Annotated in this window: 13 protein-coding genes; 3 read left to right on the top strand and 10 right to left on the bottom strand. The window is 72.2% G+C overall.

Annotated elements, in window-relative coordinates; all coding sequences use genetic code 11:
* Positions 1 to 479: hypothetical protein (locus tag ACFQ3T_RS10160; RefSeq protein WP_380722670.1), on the top strand; the 479-nt coding region annotated here is incomplete at its 5' end.
* 149 nt (positions 480 to 628) lie between these two features.
* Here the strand turns inward: ACFQ3T_RS10160 and ACFQ3T_RS10155 are convergent.
* From ACFQ3T_RS10155 to dctA, 5 genes are all read right to left on the bottom strand, one after another.
* Positions 629 to 1,015, bottom strand: coding sequence for a carboxypeptidase-like regulatory domain-containing protein (locus ACFQ3T_RS10155; RefSeq protein ID WP_380722668.1), 387 nt, complete (start codon positions 1,013 to 1,015; stop codon positions 629 to 631).
* A gap of 59 nt (positions 1,016 to 1,074) precedes the next feature.
* Positions 1,075 to 2,043: a trypsin-like serine peptidase gene (locus tag ACFQ3T_RS10150; protein ID WP_380722666.1), complete on the bottom strand. Its 969-nt coding sequence runs from the start codon at positions 2,041 to 2,043 to the stop codon at positions 1,075 to 1,077.
* A gap of 311 nt (positions 2,044 to 2,354) precedes the next feature.
* A complete protein-coding gene (locus tag ACFQ3T_RS10145) occupies positions 2,355 to 3,860 on the bottom strand; it encodes a glutamate synthase subunit beta (protein ID WP_380722664.1) in 1,506 nt (501 codons plus the stop codon).
* Entirely contained in the window at positions 3,853 to 8,391 is a 4,539-nt protein-coding gene (gene gltB, locus ACFQ3T_RS10140) for a glutamate synthase large subunit (RefSeq protein ID WP_380722662.1), read from the bottom strand. Before gltB ends, ACFQ3T_RS10145 begins: the two co-directional genes overlap by 8 nt.
* Positions 8,392 to 8,872: 481 nt before the next feature.
* Positions 8,873 to 10,321 (bottom strand): C4-dicarboxylate transporter DctA, encoded by a 1,449-nt coding sequence (dctA, locus tag ACFQ3T_RS10135; RefSeq protein WP_380722660.1) that lies wholly within the window; start codon positions 10,319 to 10,321, stop codon positions 8,873 to 8,875.
* A 152-nt stretch (positions 10,322 to 10,473) separates the two neighbouring features.
* Between dctA and ACFQ3T_RS10130 the strand changes: the two genes are divergently transcribed.
* Positions 10,474 to 11,430 carry a TAXI family TRAP transporter solute-binding subunit gene (locus ACFQ3T_RS10130; protein WP_380722658.1) on the top strand — a complete coding sequence of 319 codons (957 nt, stop codon included), beginning with the start codon at positions 10,474 to 10,476 and terminating at the stop codon, positions 11,428 to 11,430.
* A gap of 377 nt (positions 11,431 to 11,807) precedes the next feature.
* Here the strand turns inward: ACFQ3T_RS10130 and ACFQ3T_RS10125 are convergent, their stop codons facing one another.
* The gene (locus tag ACFQ3T_RS10125; protein ID WP_380722656.1) at positions 11,808 to 13,163 is read right to left on the bottom strand and encodes a sensor histidine kinase; all 1,356 of its coding nucleotides are present in this window, start codon (positions 13,161 to 13,163) and stop codon (positions 11,808 to 11,810) included.
* A 76-nt stretch (positions 13,164 to 13,239) separates the two neighbouring features.
* Between ACFQ3T_RS10125 and ACFQ3T_RS10120 the strand changes: the two genes are divergently transcribed.
* Positions 13,240 to 13,767 (top strand): AMIN-like domain-containing (lipo)protein, encoded by a 528-nt coding sequence (locus ACFQ3T_RS10120; protein WP_380722654.1) that lies wholly within the window; start codon positions 13,240 to 13,242, stop codon positions 13,765 to 13,767.
* A gap of 160 nt (positions 13,768 to 13,927) precedes the next feature.
* Here the strand turns inward: ACFQ3T_RS10120 and ACFQ3T_RS10115 are convergent, their stop codons facing one another.
* From ACFQ3T_RS10115 to trpB, 4 genes are all read right to left on the bottom strand, one after another.
* On the bottom strand, positions 13,928 to 14,593 hold the full coding sequence (locus tag ACFQ3T_RS10115) for a response regulator transcription factor (protein WP_380722652.1): 666 nt from the start codon (positions 14,591 to 14,593) through the stop codon (positions 13,928 to 13,930).
* 6 nt (positions 14,594 to 14,599) lie between these two features.
* Positions 14,600 to 15,646, bottom strand: coding sequence for a prolipoprotein diacylglyceryl transferase (gene lgt, locus ACFQ3T_RS10110; RefSeq protein WP_380722650.1), 1,047 nt, complete (start codon positions 15,644 to 15,646; stop codon positions 14,600 to 14,602).
* A gap of 751 nt (positions 15,647 to 16,397) precedes the next feature.
* Positions 16,398 to 17,183 (bottom strand): tryptophan synthase subunit alpha, encoded by a 786-nt coding sequence (trpA, locus tag ACFQ3T_RS10105; protein ID WP_380722648.1) that lies wholly within the window; start codon positions 17,181 to 17,183, stop codon positions 16,398 to 16,400.
* Positions 17,180 to 18,403, bottom strand: a complete 1,224-nt coding sequence (gene trpB, locus ACFQ3T_RS10100) for a tryptophan synthase subunit beta (protein WP_380722646.1) — start codon at positions 18,401 to 18,403, stop codon at positions 17,180 to 17,182. The genes trpA and trpB overlap by 4 nt, the downstream gene beginning before the upstream one ends.
* Between the last annotated feature and the right edge of the window lie 7 nt (positions 18,404 to 18,410).

The following is an 18,410-nucleotide window of genomic DNA, read 5'->3' as shown; positions in this document are numbered from 1 at the left end:
CGGCCGGTTACGCGCCCACGGCGTCCACGGCGGCCGGCACGTCGGTCGTGGAGCGGGCGCCGCGCCGCCGCGTCGAGCCTCCCCCGCCGCCGGTGCGCGCGGTGGCGGAGGGCTGGCGGGCGCCGTTGACCGAGCAGGAGCTGGCGAAGCTCGCGGTGGCGCTGGTCGAGCGGGAACGGCCCCGGCCCCGGTTCGTGCTGCCGCCGGCTCACACCCAGCGCATGGGGACGGTGCGGCTGCTGCGCGACCAGTCGCTCGTGCTGCGCGACTCGGAGGTCGTGCTGCTGGCCGAGGCGCTGGCGAGCCGGACGTCGGTGGAGATCGCCGTGGCGAGCGGCCCGCGGACCACGGTGAAGCACGTGATCACGCCCGTGGACCACGCGGCGGGCAACCTGAAGGCCAACTGCGCCCCGCGCGGCGAGCACCGCGAGTTCCTGGTCAGCCACATCCGCTCGGTGCGCGCGGTGACCGGCGTCTGACGAGGCCGCGTCGCACGGGGCCGGCGTCTGACAGGGCCCGCGTCTGACAGGGCCGACGGCTCACAGGGCCGGCGTCTCATCGGTCCGGCGTCCGGGGGCGAGGTGGAGCCCCGGCCCGGTTCGACGGGCCGGGGGCTCTCTGGCGGCGGTCAGGGCAGGTGCAGCCGGACCTGTTCGGTCGCGCCCGCCGCCGCCGTGACTTCGGACGGGGTGCCCGTCCGGCCGTCCTTCGACGCGGAGAACTCGTAGCGGCCCGCCGCCAGGCGCCACTCGTAACGGCCGTCCGGTCCGGACATGACCGCCATCTCGGGCACCGGCCGCGGCGGGGTGTCGAGCGATCTCGGTGCCACCAGGGCGCCGTCGACGGGCTGCCCGGCGGAGTCCACGACCACGCCGGTGAAGGTCGCCATCGCGGTGGTGGAGGGTGGTGGTGCGGGCGGGTCGCCGGTGTCGGACGTGCCCGCTTCCCCGCCGCACGCGCCGAGCGCCAGCAGGCCGATCAGCAGGACCGCTCGCAGGCGGAGTGGGTGGCGCACGATCTGCTCCTCTCGGTCACGTGGAGGACGGAACGGCAGCGGGGTTCGGTTGCCCGGCGTCAGCGCCAGCCGACGACCAGGTTGAACCGGCTCTCGGTGATCCGCGGGCCGCTGTTGTGGCCGTTGGAGCCGACGCCGTACGCGTGGAACGCCAGCGAGCACCGGCCCGAGCAGCCGGACGACCCGGCCGCGCGCACCGTGTGCACCGCGCTGCCGCTGTTGCCGCCGACGGTGTCGTTGTCGTAGTACAGCCGCAGCGAACCGCTCTCGCGGACCTGGTCGGTGTGGGTCCACTGCTGCTGGGCCTTGTCGCCGGGGTAGCCCTGGATGGTGGTGGACGTGCCGTTGAGCGACGCGGTGGTCCAGTACGCGCCGTACCAGCCGGTCGTGTTGCCGATGGAGCAGTTCAGCGTCGCGCCGCCGTAGTCGGCGTCCGGGTTGCCGTCGGTGGTCCAGCCGGTGTTGGACCGCAACGTCGCCGCGGTGCAGGAGCCGTACGGGTACGAGGTGCCGTTGGCGCCGGGGTAGAACTTGAGCTGGCCGGTGTACCAGCCGGTGCTCTGGTTGAACACGCAGTGCCCGGCGGTCAGCACGAGGCTCGCGCCGAACATCCAGCCGGTGCAGTGCAACCGCTCCACACCGCTCACGGTGCGGGTGATGAGCACGGTCGCGCGGGCCGGGAAGCTCGTCGTCGGGTCGACCCGCACGCGGCCGTCCGCCCCGATGATCGACTGGACGCCGACGTCGTCGCCGGTCGGCGACTCGTAGCCCGCGATCCGGTGGCCGGCGGGCACGCGCTGCGCGCCGTAGGCCGTGACGTCGCCCGGCACGCCCGTGCCCTCGTAGCCGGACACCCCGCGCAGCCCTCGCGCCGGCGCGGCCGACAGGGTCACGCCCTCGGTGTCGCTCGCCCCGAGTTCCACGCCCCTCGGTGACGCCGACGCCGTGGACACCAGGCCGATCGTCGCCAGCAGCGCGCTCGCCAGCGCCACGCCGACCCGTCTCGATGATCTGTAGATGTTGTTCACCCGAAAATCCCATCGTCAAGGAAAAAAGCCCTCGACCGGTTAAGTCCGCTCCGGGCGCGCAACCGATACAGCGGATCGGGATTTTGCCCCGGTCGCGTTTTTACCATGCTGACAACGGACCAACGGCGAGCGCTTTACGGCCGCACCGGGGCGCTGACCTGGCCGGGTGACGTGGAAAAGAATGCGTCGGCAATCGAATCGCGACGGCGTGGAATGCGTTCACGTGCCGCGGGCGGCCCGGTCGCACCCGCCCCGGGAACCGCGAAGGCCGCCCCGACGACGCTGTCGGGGCGGCCGGGCACCTCAGCGGTTCACACCACGGCGAGCGGAAGCATGGTGGGGATCACCGGCGACGGCAGGTCCGACGAGCCGGTCAGGAAGCGGTCCACCGCGTTGGCCACCGAACGGCCCTCCGCGATCGCCCACACGACCAGGGACGCGCCGCGGTGCGCGTCGCCGCAGACGAACACGCCGGGCGACTGGGTCTGCCAGTCCGAGCCGCACGAGATCGTGCCGCGCGGGGTGAGCCGCAGGCCGAGGCCGTCCAGCAGCGGCATGTGCTCGACACCCTCGAAGCCGATGGCCAGCAGCACCAGGTCCGCCGGCAGCACCTCGACCTCCTCGGACGTCGGCACCACCTGGCGGCGGCCGGACGCGTCCTTCTCCACCCGCACCTTGCGCAGCTGGATCTGCCGGACGTGCCCGTCCTCGTCGCCGACGAACTTCTCCACGGCGACCGCGAACTTCCGCTCGCCCGCCTCCTCGTGCGCGGGGTACGTGCGGAGGATCCACGGCCACACCGGCCACGGCGACCTGTCGTTGTCGCGGGTGGACGGCGGCATCGGGTACTGGTCGAGCTGCAGCACCGACGCCGCGCCCTGCCGGGACGCCGTGCCGTAGCAGTCCGCGCCCGTGTCGCCGCCGCCGATGATCACGACGTGCTTGCCGGCGGCGTCGATCGCGGGCGGGCCGTCGCCCTCGCACGCCCGGTTCGCGGGCACCAGGTGCTCCATCGCCAGGTGGACGCCCTTCAGGGAACGCCCCGGCGTGGTGGTGTCGTCACGGCCGCGCAGCGCGCCCACCGCGAGCACCACGGCGTCGAACTTCGACCGCAGCTCCTCGACGGTCAGGTCCACGCCGACCTCGCAGCCGGTGACGAACCTCGTGCCCTCCTTGCGGAGCTGCGCGAGCCGCCGGTCCAGGACCTTCTTCTCCATCTTGAACTCGGGGATGCCGTAGCGGAGCAGCCCGCCCAGCCGGTCGTCCCGCTCGAACACGGTGACCTCGTGGCCGGCGCGCGTGAGCTGCTGCGCCGCGGCGAGCCCGGCCGGGCCGGAACCGACGACCGCGACCTTCTTGCCCGACGACACGTGCGACTGCACGGGCGGCACGAGCCCCTGCTCCCACGACACGTCGGCGATGGCCTGCTCGACGCGCTTGATGGCGACCGGGCCGCCCGCGTCGTGGCTGATCGACAGCACGCACGCCGCCTCGCACGGCGCGGGGCACAGCCGGCCGGTGAACTCGGGGAAGTTGTTCGTCGCGTGCAGCCGGTCCGACGCCGACTCCCAGTCACCCCGGCGCACCAGGTCGTTCCACTCGGGGATCAGGTTGCCCAGCGGGCACCCGGCCGACCCGGAGTGGCAGAACGGGACGCCGCAGTCCATGCACCGCGTCGCCTGCACGCGCACCTCCTCGTCCCGCTGCTCCGCAGGGACGTCGAGGTACACCTCGTTCCAGTCGCTCAGCCGCTCGGCGGCGGGCCGCTTCTTCGGCTCGGAGCGGGAGTGCTTGAGAAAGCCGTACGGGTCAGCCACGGGAGGCCTCCATGATCGCCTGGTCGACGTCCCTGCCTTCCGCGCGGGCGAGCCTCATCGCTTCGAGCACGCGCTGGTAGTCACCGGGCATGACCTTGGTGAACGACGCGGAACGCCGGGTCCAGTCGCCGAGCAGCGACGCGGCCACCGCCGATCCGGTGAGCTGGTGGTGGCGCTCCACCACTTCGCGCAGCCAGCGCAGGTCGTCCGCGCCGGGCCGCTGGAGCTCGACCATGGCGGTGTTGACCGCCGCGGGGTCGAGTTCCAGGACGTAGGCCACGCCGCCGGACATGCCCGCGGCGAGGTTGCGGCCGGTCGGCCCGAGCACCACGGCCCGGCCGCCGGTCATGTACTCGAACGCGTGGTCGCCCACGCCCTCGGCGACGGCCAGCGCGCCCGAGTTCCGCACGCAGAACCGCTCGCCGACCCGGCCGCGCAGGAAGATCTCGCCGGACGTCGCGCCGTAGCCGATGACGTTGCCCGCGATGACCTGCCGCTCGGCCGCGAACGGCGCGTCCGGGTGCGGCCGCACCACGATCCGGCCGCCGGACAGGCCCTTGCCGACGTAGTCGTTGGCGTCGCCGACCATCTCCAGCGTGACGCCGCGCGGGATGAACGCGCCCAGCGACTGGCCGGCCGAGCCGGTGAACGTCACGTGGATCGTGTCGTCGGGCAGGCCGTCGCCGCCGAACCGGCGGGTCACCTCGGCGCCGAGGAGCGTGCCGACGGTGCGGTTGACGTTGCGCAGCGGCAGTTCCAGCCGCACCGGGCGGGCGTCGTTCAAGGCCGCGTCGGCGAGCTGCAGCAGCGTGCGGTCCAACGCCTGCGCCAGGCCGTGGTCCTGCTCGCGGACCTTGCGCTTGGCCGTGCGGTACGGCGTCTCGGGCACCTCGAACACCGGCGCCAGGTCGAGCCCGGCCGCCTTCCAGTGCTCGACGGCCTCGTCGGTCTTCAGCAGCTCGGCGTGGCCCACGGCCTCGTCGATGGTGCGGAAACCGAGTTCCGCCAACAGCTCCCGCACCTCCTGGGCGACGAAGTGGAAGAAGTTGACCACGTGGTCGGCCTGGCCGGTGAAGCGCTTGCGCAGCTCCGGGTTCTGCGTGGCGATGCCGACCGGACAGGTGTCCAGGTGGCAGACCCGCATCATCACGCAGCCCTCCACGATCAACGGCGCGGTCGCGAAGCCGAACTCCTCCGCGCCCAGCAGCGCGGCCACCACCACGTCCCGGCCGGTGCGCAGCGCGCCGTCCACCTGCACGGTGATCCGGTCGCGCAAACCGTTGAGCAGCAACGTCTGCTGGGTCTCGGCGAGGCCGATCTCCCACGGCGTGCCCGCGTGCTTGAGCGAGTTCAGCGGCGACGCGCCGGTGCCGCCGTCGTGGCCCGAGATCAGCACCACGTCCGCGTGCGCCTTCGCCACGCCCGCCGCGACCGTGCCGACGCCGACCTCGCTGACCAGCTTGACGTGCACGCGGGCCTGCTCGTTGGCGTTCTTCAGGTCGTGGATGAGCTGCGCGAGGTCTTCGATGGAGTAGATGTCGTGGTGCGGCGGCGGCGAGATCAGGCCGACGCCCGGCGTGGAGTGCCGGGTCCGCGCGATCCACGGGTACACCTTGTAGCCGGGCAGCTGCCCGCCCTCGCCGGGCTTCGCGCCCTGCGCCATCTTGATCTGGATGTCGCTGGCGTTGACCAGGTACTCGCTGGTGACGCCGAACCGGCCGGACGCGACCTGCTTGACCGCGCTGCGCCGCTCCGGGTCGTACAGGCGCTCGCGGTCCTCGCCGCCCTCGCCGCTGTTGGACCGGCCGCCGAGCCGGTTCATCGCGATGGCCAGCGTCTCGTGCGCCTCCGCCGAGATGGAGCCGTACGACATGGCGCCGGTGTTGAAGCGCTTGACGATCGACGAGACCGGCTCGACCTCGTCGATGGGGATCGGCGTGCGGCCCTCGGACCTGAACTCGAACAGGCCGCGCAGCGTGCCGCCCTGCCGGGACAGCCGCTCCACCTCGTCGGTGTAGCGCCGGTACACGTCCTGCTTGCCGGTCTTGGTGGCGTGCTGGAGCAGGAACACCGTCTCCGGCGTGAACAGGTGGAGCTCGCCCTCGCGGCGGTAGGCGTACTCGCCGCCCACCTCCAGCCGGCGGTGCACCCGGTCGGTCGGGTTGTCCGGGTGGGCGCGGCGGTGGCGCAGCGCCACCTCCTCCGCCAGCACGTCCAGGTCCGCGCCGCCGAGCTTCGACACCGTGCCGGTGAAGTACTCGTCCAGCAGGTCCTTCGACAGGCCGACGGCCTCGAACACCTGGGCCGCCGTGTACGCGCCGACGGTCGAGATGCCCATCTTCGACATGATCTTCAGCGTGCCCTTGACCAGCGCCGTCACGTAGTTCCGCACGGCCTTGCGCGGCTCGATGCCGGTCACCGCGCCGGTGCTGATCATGTCTTCGATCGTCTCGAACGCCAGGTACGGGTTCACCGCGGCCGCGCCGTAGCTCAGCAGCGCGGCGACGTGGTGCACCTCGCGGGCGTCACCGGTCTCCACGACCAGCGCCACGCGCAGCCGCTCCTTGGTGCGCACCAGGTGGTGGTGCACCGCGGAGACGAGCAGCAGCGACGGGATCGGCGCCATCCGGTGGTCCGAGTCGCGGTCCGACAGCACGAGCGTGCGCGCGCCGTGCGCGATCGCCTCGGACGCCTCCCGGCGCACCCGCTCGACCGCCGCCGCCAGCGCCGCGCCGCCACCGTCCACCTCGTACAGTCCGCTGAGGACGGTGCAGGCGAAGCCGGGCAGGTCGCCGTCGTCGTTGATGTGGATGAGCTTGGCCAGCTCGTCGTTGTCGATCACCGGGTACGTCAGCTTGATGTGCCGGCAGCTGACCGGCCCCGGCTCCAGCAGGTTCTGCTCCGGGCCCATCACCCGCGACACGCTGGTGACGATCTCCTCGCGGATCGCGTCCAGCGGCGGGTTCGTGACCTGGGCGAAGTTCTGCACGAAGTAGTCGTAGAGCAGCCGCGAGCGCTGCGAGAGCGCCGCCACCGGGGTGTCCGTGCCCATCGAGCCCAGCGGCTCGGCGCCGTTCACCGACATCGGCGCGAGCAGGACCCGCAGCTCCTCCTCGGTGTAGCCGAACGTGAGCTGGCGGCGCACCACCGACTCGTGGCTCTGCACCACGTGCTCCCGGTCGGCCAGGTCGGCCAGCTCCAGCAGGCCCGCGTGCAGCCACTCGTCGTAGGGCAGCTCCTCGGCCAGCCGCGACTTGACCTCGTCGTCCTCGACCAGGCGACCCTCGACGGTGTCGACCAGGAACATCCGGCCGGGCTGGAGGCGGCCCTTGGCCACGACCTGGTCCGGCGGCACGTCCAGCACGCCGGTCTCGGAGGCCAGCACGACCCGGCCGTCCGCGGTCTGCCACCAGCGGGCCGGGCGCAGGCCGTTGCGGTCCAGCACCGCGCCGACCAGCGAGCCGTCGGTGAACGTCACGCACGCCGGGCCGTCCCACGGCTCCATCAGGCTGGCGTGGAACTCGTAGAACGCGCGGCGCTTCGGGTCCATCGAGGTGTGGTTCTCCCACGCCTCGGGGATCATCATCAGCACCGCGTGCGGCAGGCTGCGGCCGCCCAAATGCAGCAGCTCCAGCACCTCGTCGAAGCTCGCCGAGTCCGAGCCCTCCGGGTGGCAGATCGGGAACAGCCGGCTCAGGTCGCCCGGGATCAGGTCCGACGCCAGCAGCGCCTCGCGGGCGCGCATCCGGTTCCGGTTGCCGCGCACGGTGTTGATCTCGCCGTTGTGGGCGACGTACCGGAACGGGTGCGCCAGCGGCCACGACGGGAACGTGTTCGTGGAGAAGCGGGAGTGGACCAGGGCGATCGCGCTGGCCAGCCGCTCGTCCCGCAGGTCGGGGAAGAACGACGGCAGCTGGCCCGTGGTCAGCATGCCCTTGTAGACGATCGTGCGGGCCGACAGCGACGGGAAGTACGTGCCGACGTCCGCCGCCGCGCTCTCGTGCTCCACCCGCTTGCGCAGGGCGAACGTGAGGCGGTCCAGGTCGACGTCCCGCTTGCCCGTCTCGCTCTCGACCAGCAGCATCGCGAAGTGCGGCATCACCGACCGGGCGGTCGGGCCCAAGCCCGCGTGGTCCGGCTCGATCGGCACGTCGCGCCAGCCCAGGACCCGCAGTCCCTCCTCGGCGGCGATCCGCTCGGCCAGGCCCACGGCCTTCGCGCGGTCCTCGTCGCCGGCGGGCAGGAACGCGATGCCCGCCGCGTACGCGCCCGCCTCGGGCAGCTCGCACCCCACCACCTCGCGCAGGAACGCATCGGGCAGCTGCAGCAGGATGCCGGCGCCGTCACCGCTGGTCGGCTCGGCGCCCGCCGCGCCCCGGTGCTCCAGGTTGGCCAGCGCGGTGAGCGCGTCGACGACGATGTCGTGCGAGCGCCGGCCCTTGATGTCGGCGACCATCGCCACACCGCACGCGTCGCGCTCGGCGGTCGGGTCGTAGAGCCCCTGAGGGGCCGGGATGGCGGAGAAGATCACTGCGCAGACCTCCTTCGTCGTCCTTGGTGAAAGAACGAGTCCTCGTGTCCAGGTCCTGGAATCCGGGTGCTGGGCACGGGACGACGATGGCCCGCGTGTTGACGAGACTTTAACAGTCGCGAAACTGAACCACACCATCCAACGGGTGATCCAGCTCGCCTACGCGTAACGATTCGGCCCGCCGGCGCGATACCCCGGCCAGCTTGTTACGCGTTGTTAAGCATAACCGAGCCGACCCCTCCTCGCGCGTCGGTGAGACCTGGCGAACAGCCCCGTCCCCGCCACCGCCACCATCCCGGTTCCCCGACGTGAACCCGCTGGTCAGACGCCCGGAGGCTCCGCGAGCCAGTCGACCCGCGGAGCCTCCGCCGTGCCTGTCGGTCCACCTTCGCCGCCCGGTGGCGTCCGCGCCCCTGGCAGGCTCGTCCGCCCTCCGGAACGTCGGCGTCCGCCGTCCGCGCGGCCGACCGTCCTCCGCCGACTAGCCCGCGGACGCCGCTACGGACTCCCGGCTCCCACCGCTCCCCCGGCCGCCCTGCGCACCGCCGCGGTCCCCGTCGTGTCCGCCGTCAGGCGTGCCGTCAGGCGTGCCGTCGTGCTCGACGTCGCCGTGCCGGCGGTCCATGAGGGCGTCCACGTCGACCTGGGAGGGGTTGTCCATCACCTGGCGCAGCCGGTCGCGGTCCAACTGGCCCTGCCAGCGGGCCACCACGAGCGTGCCGACGCCGTTGCCGATGACGTTGGTGATCGCGCGGGCCTCCGACATGAACCGGTCGATGCCCACGATCAGCGCGATGCCGACCGCCGGGATGGCGCTGTTCGCCTCGAACGCGCTCAGCGACGCCGCCAGCGTGACCAGGCCCGCCCCCGTGACGCCCGCCGCGCCCTTGCTGGCCAGCAGCATGAACAGCAGCAGCCCGATCTGCGTGCCCAGCCCCACGTCCACGCCCGTCGCCTGGGCGATGAAGATCGCGCCCATGGTCAGGTAGATGCAGGTGCCGTCGAGGTTGAACGAGTAGCCGGTCGGGATGGTCAGGCCGACGACCGACTTGTCCGCGCCCGCCGCCTCCATCTTCACCAGCATGCGCGGCAGCACCGACTCGCTGGACGACGTGCCCAGCACGATCAGCAGCTCGTCCTTGATGTACCGGAGGAACTTGAAGATCGAGAACCCGGCGTACAGCGACACACCGCCCAGCACGACCAGGATGAACAGCAGGCACGTCGCGTAGAACGAGCCCATCAGCCAGGCCAGCTTGCCGAGGATCGTGCCGCCGAACTTGCCGATCGTGTACGCGATGCCGCCGAACGCGCCGATCGGCGCCGCGTACATGACGATCTTGATGACGCCGAACATCACCTTGGCGAACGTGTCGAGCGCGGACACGACCTTCGCGCCGCGCTTGCCCATGCCCGCCACGGCCACCGCGACCAGGATCGCGACCACCAGGACCTGGATGAGCTGCCCGTCGGTGAACGCGCTGAAGAACGACTTCGGCACCAGGCTCAGGATGAACCCGGTGACGCCGGTCTCGGCGGTCTTCGCGTCGGCGAGGGTCTTCGCGGCCGCGTCGTCGTTGATCGGGATCGACGGGCCGTGGTGGCCGGGCTGCACGAGGTTCACGACGACGAGGCCGATCGCCAGCGCCACCGTCGTCATCGCCGTGAAGTACAGGATCGTCCGCAGCGCCAGGCCGCCCGCCTTGGCCAGGTTGCCGAGGCCCGCGATGCCGACCACGACCGTGCAGAAGATCGTCGGCGCGATGACGACCTTCACCAGCGCGACGAAGAAGTCGGCCAGCCACTTCATGCCCGACGCCTGGGCGGGGAACGCGTACCCGACGATCACGCCGAGCACGATCGACACGAGCACCCAGAAGTAGAGGTGCTGGTAGATCGGTTTGCGCTGACGTTCCTGCGCGCTGACCACGTCTCCTCCAAGGGGACCTTCGTGCCTGCCGGTGGGGGTTGGTTGGTGATCCTGAGCACAGGCGCCGGCGGTAACAAGGACGTGGCCGGAAACTTCAGATCCCTCTGACGTAACACGCCGTTCACTGGTCCGACGGGGTTAGTCTGCTGGTCGTGCAGGTGACGCGGCGCTCGCTGTTGCGCACCGCCCTGGTCGCGGCGGTGCCCGGCACGCTGGGTTCCTCCGCGCTGGCCGCGTGCACGTCGACCGACGCGCCCGTCCTCGACGAACTCGTGCTGGCGACCGGCCCGGACGGCGCGGTGTTCCGCGAGGTCGGCGGCGCGCTGGCCGCGGCGCTGGCGGACGAACTGCCCGCGACCCGCGTGGTAGCCCGCTCGACCGCCGCGTCGGTGGAGAACGTGCGCCTGCTCCAGGCGGGCGACGTCCACTTGGGACTGTCCTCACTGGACCCGTTGGTCGGTGCGCTGCTCGATGCGGACGACCCGGGCGGCATCAGCGCCGTGGGGCGGCTGTACGACAGCTTCATGCAGATCGTCGTGCCGGCCGGGTCGCCCGTGCGCCGCCTGTCGGACCTGGCCGGCCGGATCGTGTCGTTCGGCCCGTCCGAGTCGGGGACGGAGTTCACCGCGACCCGGCTGCTGGCCCTGTTCGGGATCTCCGTCGACGCGCGGCGGATGGAGCACGCCAAGGCGGCACGTGAGCTGGCCGCCGGTTCACTGGACGCGTTGCTGGCGCTGACCGGCATCCCCACACCCGCGGTCACGGACATCCTCGACACGTTCCCGCTGCGCCTCCTCGACCTGCCCGACGAGGCCGAGCACCTGGCCGAGCGCTACCCGGGCCCGTACGTCCCAGCGACCATCCCCGCCACCACGTACGGCAACCTCGGCCCGTGCCGCACGTTCGCCGTGCCGAACCTCCTGCTGGCGCGGACGTCGCTGGACGCCGACGTGGTCGAGGTCGTCACCAGGACCGTGTTCACCCAGTCATCCCGAATCGCCGCGGGCCACCCCGAGGCAAGCCGGATCAACGTCCGAACCGGCATCGCGACGGGCCAGGTCCCCCTCCACAAGGGCGCCGAGCGCTGGTTCAGAGCAACAAAACGCTGACCCACCCACATATCCACACCCACCCCGCTTATCCACACCCACTACACTTCCCTCCCTCCACCGACCCTCACCAGTGTTGAATGCCGTCCACCCCCACCCACCCTCGCCGACTGTCCCCGAAGATCACCCAGGCGACTGAACGCAGCGTTTTCGGGGAAGGTCCAGGCCTCTTCCCGCGTTGCCGGGAAAGAAGGAGGCGGCACCACGGCGCAAGGCACCCACGGCGAGCACTCCCCAACCTCACGCCCCCAAGTCCCCTCACAACTCGGGCCGACCGCCCACCCTGGGCTGGAGCCGGGGCCTGGGCTGGAACCGGGGCCTGGGCTGGGACCGCGGGGCCGGGCTCCGTGGATCGAGGACCGGTGCCGCTTGTGGAGTTAGGCGCTGAGGCGGACCACGGCGTCGAGACCGTGCGGGTCTGCGGGTTGCAGGAGGAGTTCCCCTCCGGCGGAGGCGATCAGTTCGGCGCAGATCGCCAGGCCCAGGCCGGTGCCGGGGGTGTTCTGGTGGCGTGGCGCGCGCCAGAAGCGGGCCAGGGCGTTGGCGCGCTCCTGATCCGTGAGGCCGGTGCCGTTGTCGGTCACGTGGAGTTCTACGCGGCCGCCCGACGTCCTGCCCCAGATCTTCAGCTCGGTGCCGCCGGACAGGCGGATGGCGTTGCCGACGAGTTCGTCGAGGACGCTGCCCAGGCCGCCCGGGGGTTCCAGGACGCGGAGGCCGGGTGGGACGTCGACGTCCAGGCGCATGTCGCCGGCCAGTGCGCGCCAGCCGGGGACGTGGGTGGCCAGGAGGGCGTCCACGTCGACCGGTTCGGCGGCTGAGGCGCTGTCGAGACGGGTTGCGGCCAGGAGGGTGTCCAGGACCCGGCCCATTTCCTCGGCTTCGTCCACGGCGATGCGGTGGGCCTCGCGGGCGGCCTCGTCGGTCACGTGGGGGGCCAGGTTGTCGACCGCCAGACGGAGGCTTGCCAGGGGGTTGCGGAGTTGGTGGGACGCGTCGGAGACGAACGCGCGTTGGCGGCGCAGGGCGCGGCCCACGACGTCGACCATGGCGTTGAAGCTGGCCGCCAGGCGGCGGAGTTCGGGTGGGCCGCCGAGTTCGTCGGCTCGGGCGTCCAGGTGGCCGCCGGCCACGGCCGCGGTGGCTTCGTCGAGCCTGCGGACCGGGCGCAGGACCCAGCGGGACATCGGCCACGCCACCGCCACCACGCCCAGCATCGGGATCAGGCCTAGCAGCGCGAGGACGCCCCACTGGCGGAGGATCGCCGATCGCAGGCTGTCCGTGGGGGAGATCGTGACCACGGCCGCGACCACCTCGCTGTCCCGGCCGACCGGTTCGACGACCACCAGGTTCACCCGTTCCCACGGCCAGACCGACTGGTCGGTCTCGCCGCGGTATCCGCCGAACGCGGCCTTCAGGCCCGCGGCGACGTTGGGGTCGGTGAGCGGGAACGGGGTGCGCGACGCCTCCACCACCGTGCCGTCGGTGCCGACGAGGCCCGCCGAGATGCCGTACAGCTGGTCGTACCGGACCAGCTCCTCGCGCAGCGCGGTGAGCCGGTCGGACGCGAGCGCGTTCTCGGCCAGCGACGCGAACCGGCTGGCGTCACCCAGCCGGTCGAGGTAGGTCTCCTGGCTCTCGCGCTGCACGACGGCGAACGCGAGCGGCACGCCGAGGGCCGCGACCAGGGCCATCAGCAGCGGCACGATGAGGACTAGCAGACGGCGCAGCACGCGGAGGCAACCTCCCCGGGGTGACCTGCGTCATGTCTCACGTGACCGTTCCGGTCCGTGTGAGGGGGAAATCAGCATGCTACGCAAGATTGCACTGCTTATCGCGGTGGTGGCGGCGGCCGCGGTGGTGGCACCGGTGACGGCCTCCGCCGCTCCAACCGCGTGCACGGTCGACTGGGGCTCGGGGGCCAAGTCGGCGTGGCCGATGACGGCCGGGCAGTTGACGAACATCCGCGCCGGCCGGCAGGACTGCTACGACCGGTTGGTGTTCGACGTCGTCGGGACGAACGACGGCTACCACGTGCAGTACGTGACCGAGGTGCACCACGAGGGATCGGGGCACCTGGTGCCGTTGCGCGGTGACGGCAAGTTGCAGATCACCGTGCACTCGCCGGCCTACGACCACGACGGCAACCCGACGTACCGGTACGCGAACCCGGCCGAGCTGGTCGACGTCACGGGGTACCAGACGTTCCGGCAGGTCGCGTGGGCCGGGTCGTTCGAGGGGCAGACGACCGTGGGCCTCGGGGTGCGGGCTCGTCTGCCGTTCCGCGTGTTCACGCTGCCCGGTCGGGTCGTGGTGGACGTCGCCCACACCTGGTGACACGTGCCGGGTGACGCGTGCCGGGTGTCGGGTGCCGGTGTCGGGTGCCGGTGACGCGTGCCGGGTGCGAGTGCCGGGTGCGAGTGCCGGGAAGCCCGCCGGGCGGCGGGTGGAGGCGGACGCCGGAAGGGCGGCGCGCGGTGACGTCCGGGTTCCGAGGTCAGGTGTGGGCTGCCACGCGGTAGCCCACACCTCGGATCGTCTCGATGCGGAGGGCGTCGCCGAGCTTGCCGCGCAGGGCGGCGATGTGGGTGTCGAGCGTGCGTGACGGCGCTTCCCAGTGGGCTTGCCAGACCTGGTCGACGATGAGGTCGCGGCTGACCACGGTGCCCGCTCGGCCGACGAGGAGGGCCAGGAGGTCGAACTCCTTGCGGGTGAGGGGCACCGGGTCGCCGTTGATCGTGGCTTCGCGGCTCTCGGGGTCGAGGGTCAGCGGGCCCAGGGTAATGCGGTCCTCGCGTTCGGCGGCGCGGGCCGAGCGGGTGCGGCGGAGCACGGCTTCGATGCGGGCGAGGAGTTCGGCGGTGCCGAACGGTTTCACGACGTAGTCGTCGGCGCCGAGGCGCAGGCCGAGGACGCGTTCGCGTTCCTCGCCGCGGGCGGTGACGGTGATGACGGCGGTGCCGGTGCGGCGGCGGAGTTCGCGCAGCACGTCGAGGCCGTCGCCGTCGGGCAGGCCGAGGTCGAGGAGGACGACGTCCGCGGGCGGCGCGGTGAGCGCCGCCGCGGCCGTGGCCACCCGGTGGACCTCGTAGCCCGCGTGGCGGAGTGCGGTGAGCAGGCCGCGCGCCACCCGGTCGTCATCTTCGACGACGAGGATGCGCATCGCCGACTACTGGCCCGGCTTGTCGCCGGAGCTGGTGCCGGTGCCGGTGGTGCCCGCGCCCGCGTTGGTGTCCGAGGGCTCGGTGTTCGACGTGGTGTCCGACGACTTGGTGTCGGGGACGGTCGCCTGCTCGGGCGTGCTCGCCGCGGGCGAGTCCGGTTCGGTCGCGCCGTCGGTGGAGTCGCCGTCGCCGTCGGGTCGGACGATGACCTCGCGTCCGCCCCGCTTCGCGGCCAGCAGGAAGTAGATCACCGCGCCGGCGAACACGACGACGGACGTGAGCACGTTGATGCGGGTGCCGAAGACCTCGGTGGCCGGGTCGACGCGCATCAGCTCGATCCAGAACCGACCGGCCGTGTAGCCCGCCACGTACAGCGCGAACACCCGGCCGTGGCCCAGCCGGAACTTCCGGTCGGCCCACACGATGAGCAGCGCGACGCCGAGGTTCCAGAGGAGTTCGTAGAGGAACGTCGGGTGCACGATCTCGATCGGCGTGTGGTCGAGCGCCACGCCGCCCAGCTCGTCCTTGAAGCCGGTGGCCGGGTCGACGCGCTCGTAGATCTCCAGGCCCCACGGCAGCGTGGTGGGACCGCCGTACAGCTCCTGGTTGAAGTAGTTGCCGAGGCGGCCGACGGCCTGCGCCACGACGATGCCGGGCGCGAGGGCGTCCGCCATCGCGGGCAGCGGGATGCCCTTGCGGCGGCACGCGATCCACGCGCCGACGCCGCCCAGCGCGATGGCACCCCAGATGCCGAGGCCACCGTTCCAGATGGCCAGTGCGTCGAGCGGGTTGCGGCCCTCGCCGAAGTACTTGTGGTAGTCCGTCGCCACGTGGTAGAGCCGGCCACCGATCAGGCCGAACGGGACAGCGAAGACGGCGATGTCCGTGACCTCGCCCTTCAGCCCGCCACGGGCCACCCAGCGACGCTCACCCCACCAGATCGCCAGGATGATGCCGAGGATGATGCACAGCGCGTACGCGCGGATCGGGATCGGTCCCAGTTGCCACACGCCCTGGTCGGGGCTGGGGATCGTCGCGAGGTAAGTCGTCACCACGGCCACCACCGTAGTGGGTGCGTCCGTCCGTCCCGGAGGGACGGCTCGATGGGACAGCTCGATTGTTACCGGAACCCGCCCGTACGGGGGGATGCCCCGCGCTGCCGGCAGGCGTCGTGCGCCGGACGCCACGGAACCGGGGAGCCGCGAGCCGTCGCCACTGGCGGAGACGTGTGCCGGCAGGTGACGTGTGCGGGCGTCACGGCGACGGGTCCACGCGGGGAGCACTGCCCTTGACGTGCGCGGACGCCGCCAGAGCGGGCGTTCGCCGGCGTCACGGGGACGCGCTGCCGGAGACGTGGGCGGGCACCGCTGCCGAGACGGACGCGGACGGCGTTCGTCGGGGACGTGGGCGGACGTCGGTGGTGCGGCACGGCGGCGAAGTCGTCCTGCGGCGGGGCCCGGCGCGTCGCGGTGGCGTGGTCCGGGCGGCGGCGGGGTTCGCGGGGTGGGCGCGATGACCTCGGGTGGGAGTAGGCCGGAGGTGGTGGGGCGGGTGGTGAGGCGGCGGGTGGGGAGGCCGGGCCCGGGCAGTTCGAGGGCGGTGGCGTCGGCGCGTGGGCGTCCGGGCGCCGCCGGCCGCCGCGGGCGGGCAGCAGCGCGGTCAGGGCGTTGAAGGCGGTGGTCAGGGCGTGGAGGAGGCGGGTGGTCGGGTTCATGGGGCCAAGTGTGGCGACGGCCACCGACAAAACCGGGGGCTCGGCGGAGCCCCCGGTTGTCAGTTCACTCGATCCAGCGACCCCGTGCCTCAGGCCGGGGTGGGGACCTGGCGCACTCCGGCGGCCAGTTCCTCGGTCAACGCGGCCACGGTGTCGTCCTGCACGGCCGACACGAACGCCGAGCCGACGATGACGCCGTCCGCGAACGCCGCCAGCTCGGCCGCCTGCGCGCCGTTGCGGACGCCGAGGCCGACGCCGATGGGCAGGTCGGTGTGCTCGCGCACGCGCTTGACCAGCGCCGGGGCGGCGGACGACACGACGTCGCGGGCGCCGGTCACGCCCATCACGGACGTGGCGTAGAGGAAGCCGCGGGAGGAGCGGGCGGTGAGGTCGATGCGCTCCTCGGTGGACGACGGCGCGACGAGGAAGATGCGGTCGAGGTCGTGGGTCTCGGTGGCCTCGATCCACGCGGCGCCTTCGTCGGGCACGAGGTCGGGCGTGATGACGCCGAGGCCGCCCGCCGCCGCGAGGTCGCGGGCGAAGCGGTCGACGCCGTAGGCCAGCACGGGGTTCCAGTACGTCATGACGACGGCGCGGCCACCGGCTTCGGCGACGGATTCCACCACGCCGAACAGGTCGCGGACGCGGAACCCGCCGCGCAGGGCTTGTTCGGCGGCGCGCTGGATGGTGACGCCGTCCATGACGGGGTCGGAGAACGGCAGGCCGACCTCGACCAGGTCGCACCCGGACGACACCATGGTCCGCAGCACGTCCTTGGAGCCGTCGAGGGTGGGGTAGCCGGCGGGCAGGTAGCCGATGAGGGCGGCCCGCGACTCGGCCCGGCACGCCTCGAACACCGGGGCAAGCTTGCTCATGCGTCCACTCCCAGCCCGAACCACTTGATCGCGGTGTCCATGTCCTTGTCGCCGCGGCCGGACAGGTTCACCAGGATCAACCCCTCCGGGCCGAGCTCGCGGCCGAGCACGAGCGCGCCGGCGAGGGCGTGCGCGGACTCGACGGCGGGGATGATGCCTTCCTCGCGGGAGAGCAGCGCGAACGCTTCCATCGCCTGGGCGTCGGTGACGGGCCGGTACTCGGCGCGGCCGGTGTCCTTGAGGTGGGCGTGCTCGGGGCCGACGCCGGGGTAGTCGAGGCCGGCGGAGATGGAGTGGGCCTCGGCGATCTGGCCGTCCTCGTCCTGGAGCACGTAGGACATGGCGCCGTGGAGCGATCCGGGGGTGCCGGCGGTGAGGGTGGCGCCGTGCCGGGCGGTGTCGATGCCGTCGCCGCCGGGTTCGAGGCCGACGAGCCGCACGGACGGGTCGTCGATGAAGCCGTGGAAGATGCCGATGGCGTTGGAGCCGCCGCCGACGCACGCGGCGACGACGTCGGGCAGGCGGCCCGCCTTGTCGAGGATCTGCTCGCGGGCCTCGATGCCGATGATCCGGTGGAAGTCGCGGACGAGCACCGGGAACGGGTGGGGTCCGGCGGCGGTGCCGAGCAGGTAGTGGGTGTCGTCGACGTTGGCGACCCAGTCGCGCAGCGCCTCGTTGATGGCGTCCTTGAGGGTCCGGGACCCGGTCTTGACCGGGATGACCTGGGCGCCGAGGAGCCGCATGCGGGCGACGTTGAGGGCTTGCCGCTCGGTGTCGACCTCGCCCATGTAGACGACGCAGTCGAGGCCCATGAGGGCGCAGGCGGTGGCGGTGGCGACGCCGTGCTGGCCGGCGCCGGTCTCGGCGATGACGCGCTTCTTGCCCATGCGCTTGGTGAGCAGCGCCTGGCCCAGCACGTTGTTGATCTTGTGCGAGCCGGTGTGGTTGAGGTCTTCGCGCTTCAGGAAGATCCGGGCGCCGCCCGCGTGGGCGGCGAACTTCGGCGCCTCCGTCAGCAGCGACGGGCGGCCCGCGAAGTCGCGCAGCAGCCGGGCGAACTCGTCGAGGAACTCGGGGTCGACCCGGGCCTTCTCATAGAACGCGGCGAGTTCGTCCACGGCGGCGATGAGCGCTTCCGGCATGAACCGGCCGCCCCACGGCCCGAAGTGGCCCCGCTCGTCGGGGTCGTGGGGTGTCGGAGCCAACTGGCCGGGCGACATGCGCTCT

Origin of the sequence: Saccharothrix hoggarensis (assembly GCF_042678885.1) — a bacterium.
GTDB lineage: Bacteria > Actinomycetota > Actinomycetes > Mycobacteriales > Pseudonocardiaceae > Actinosynnema > Actinosynnema hoggarensis.
Note: the sequence above shows the minus strand (reverse complement) of the source record. Positions and strands in the feature narration are given on the sequence as shown.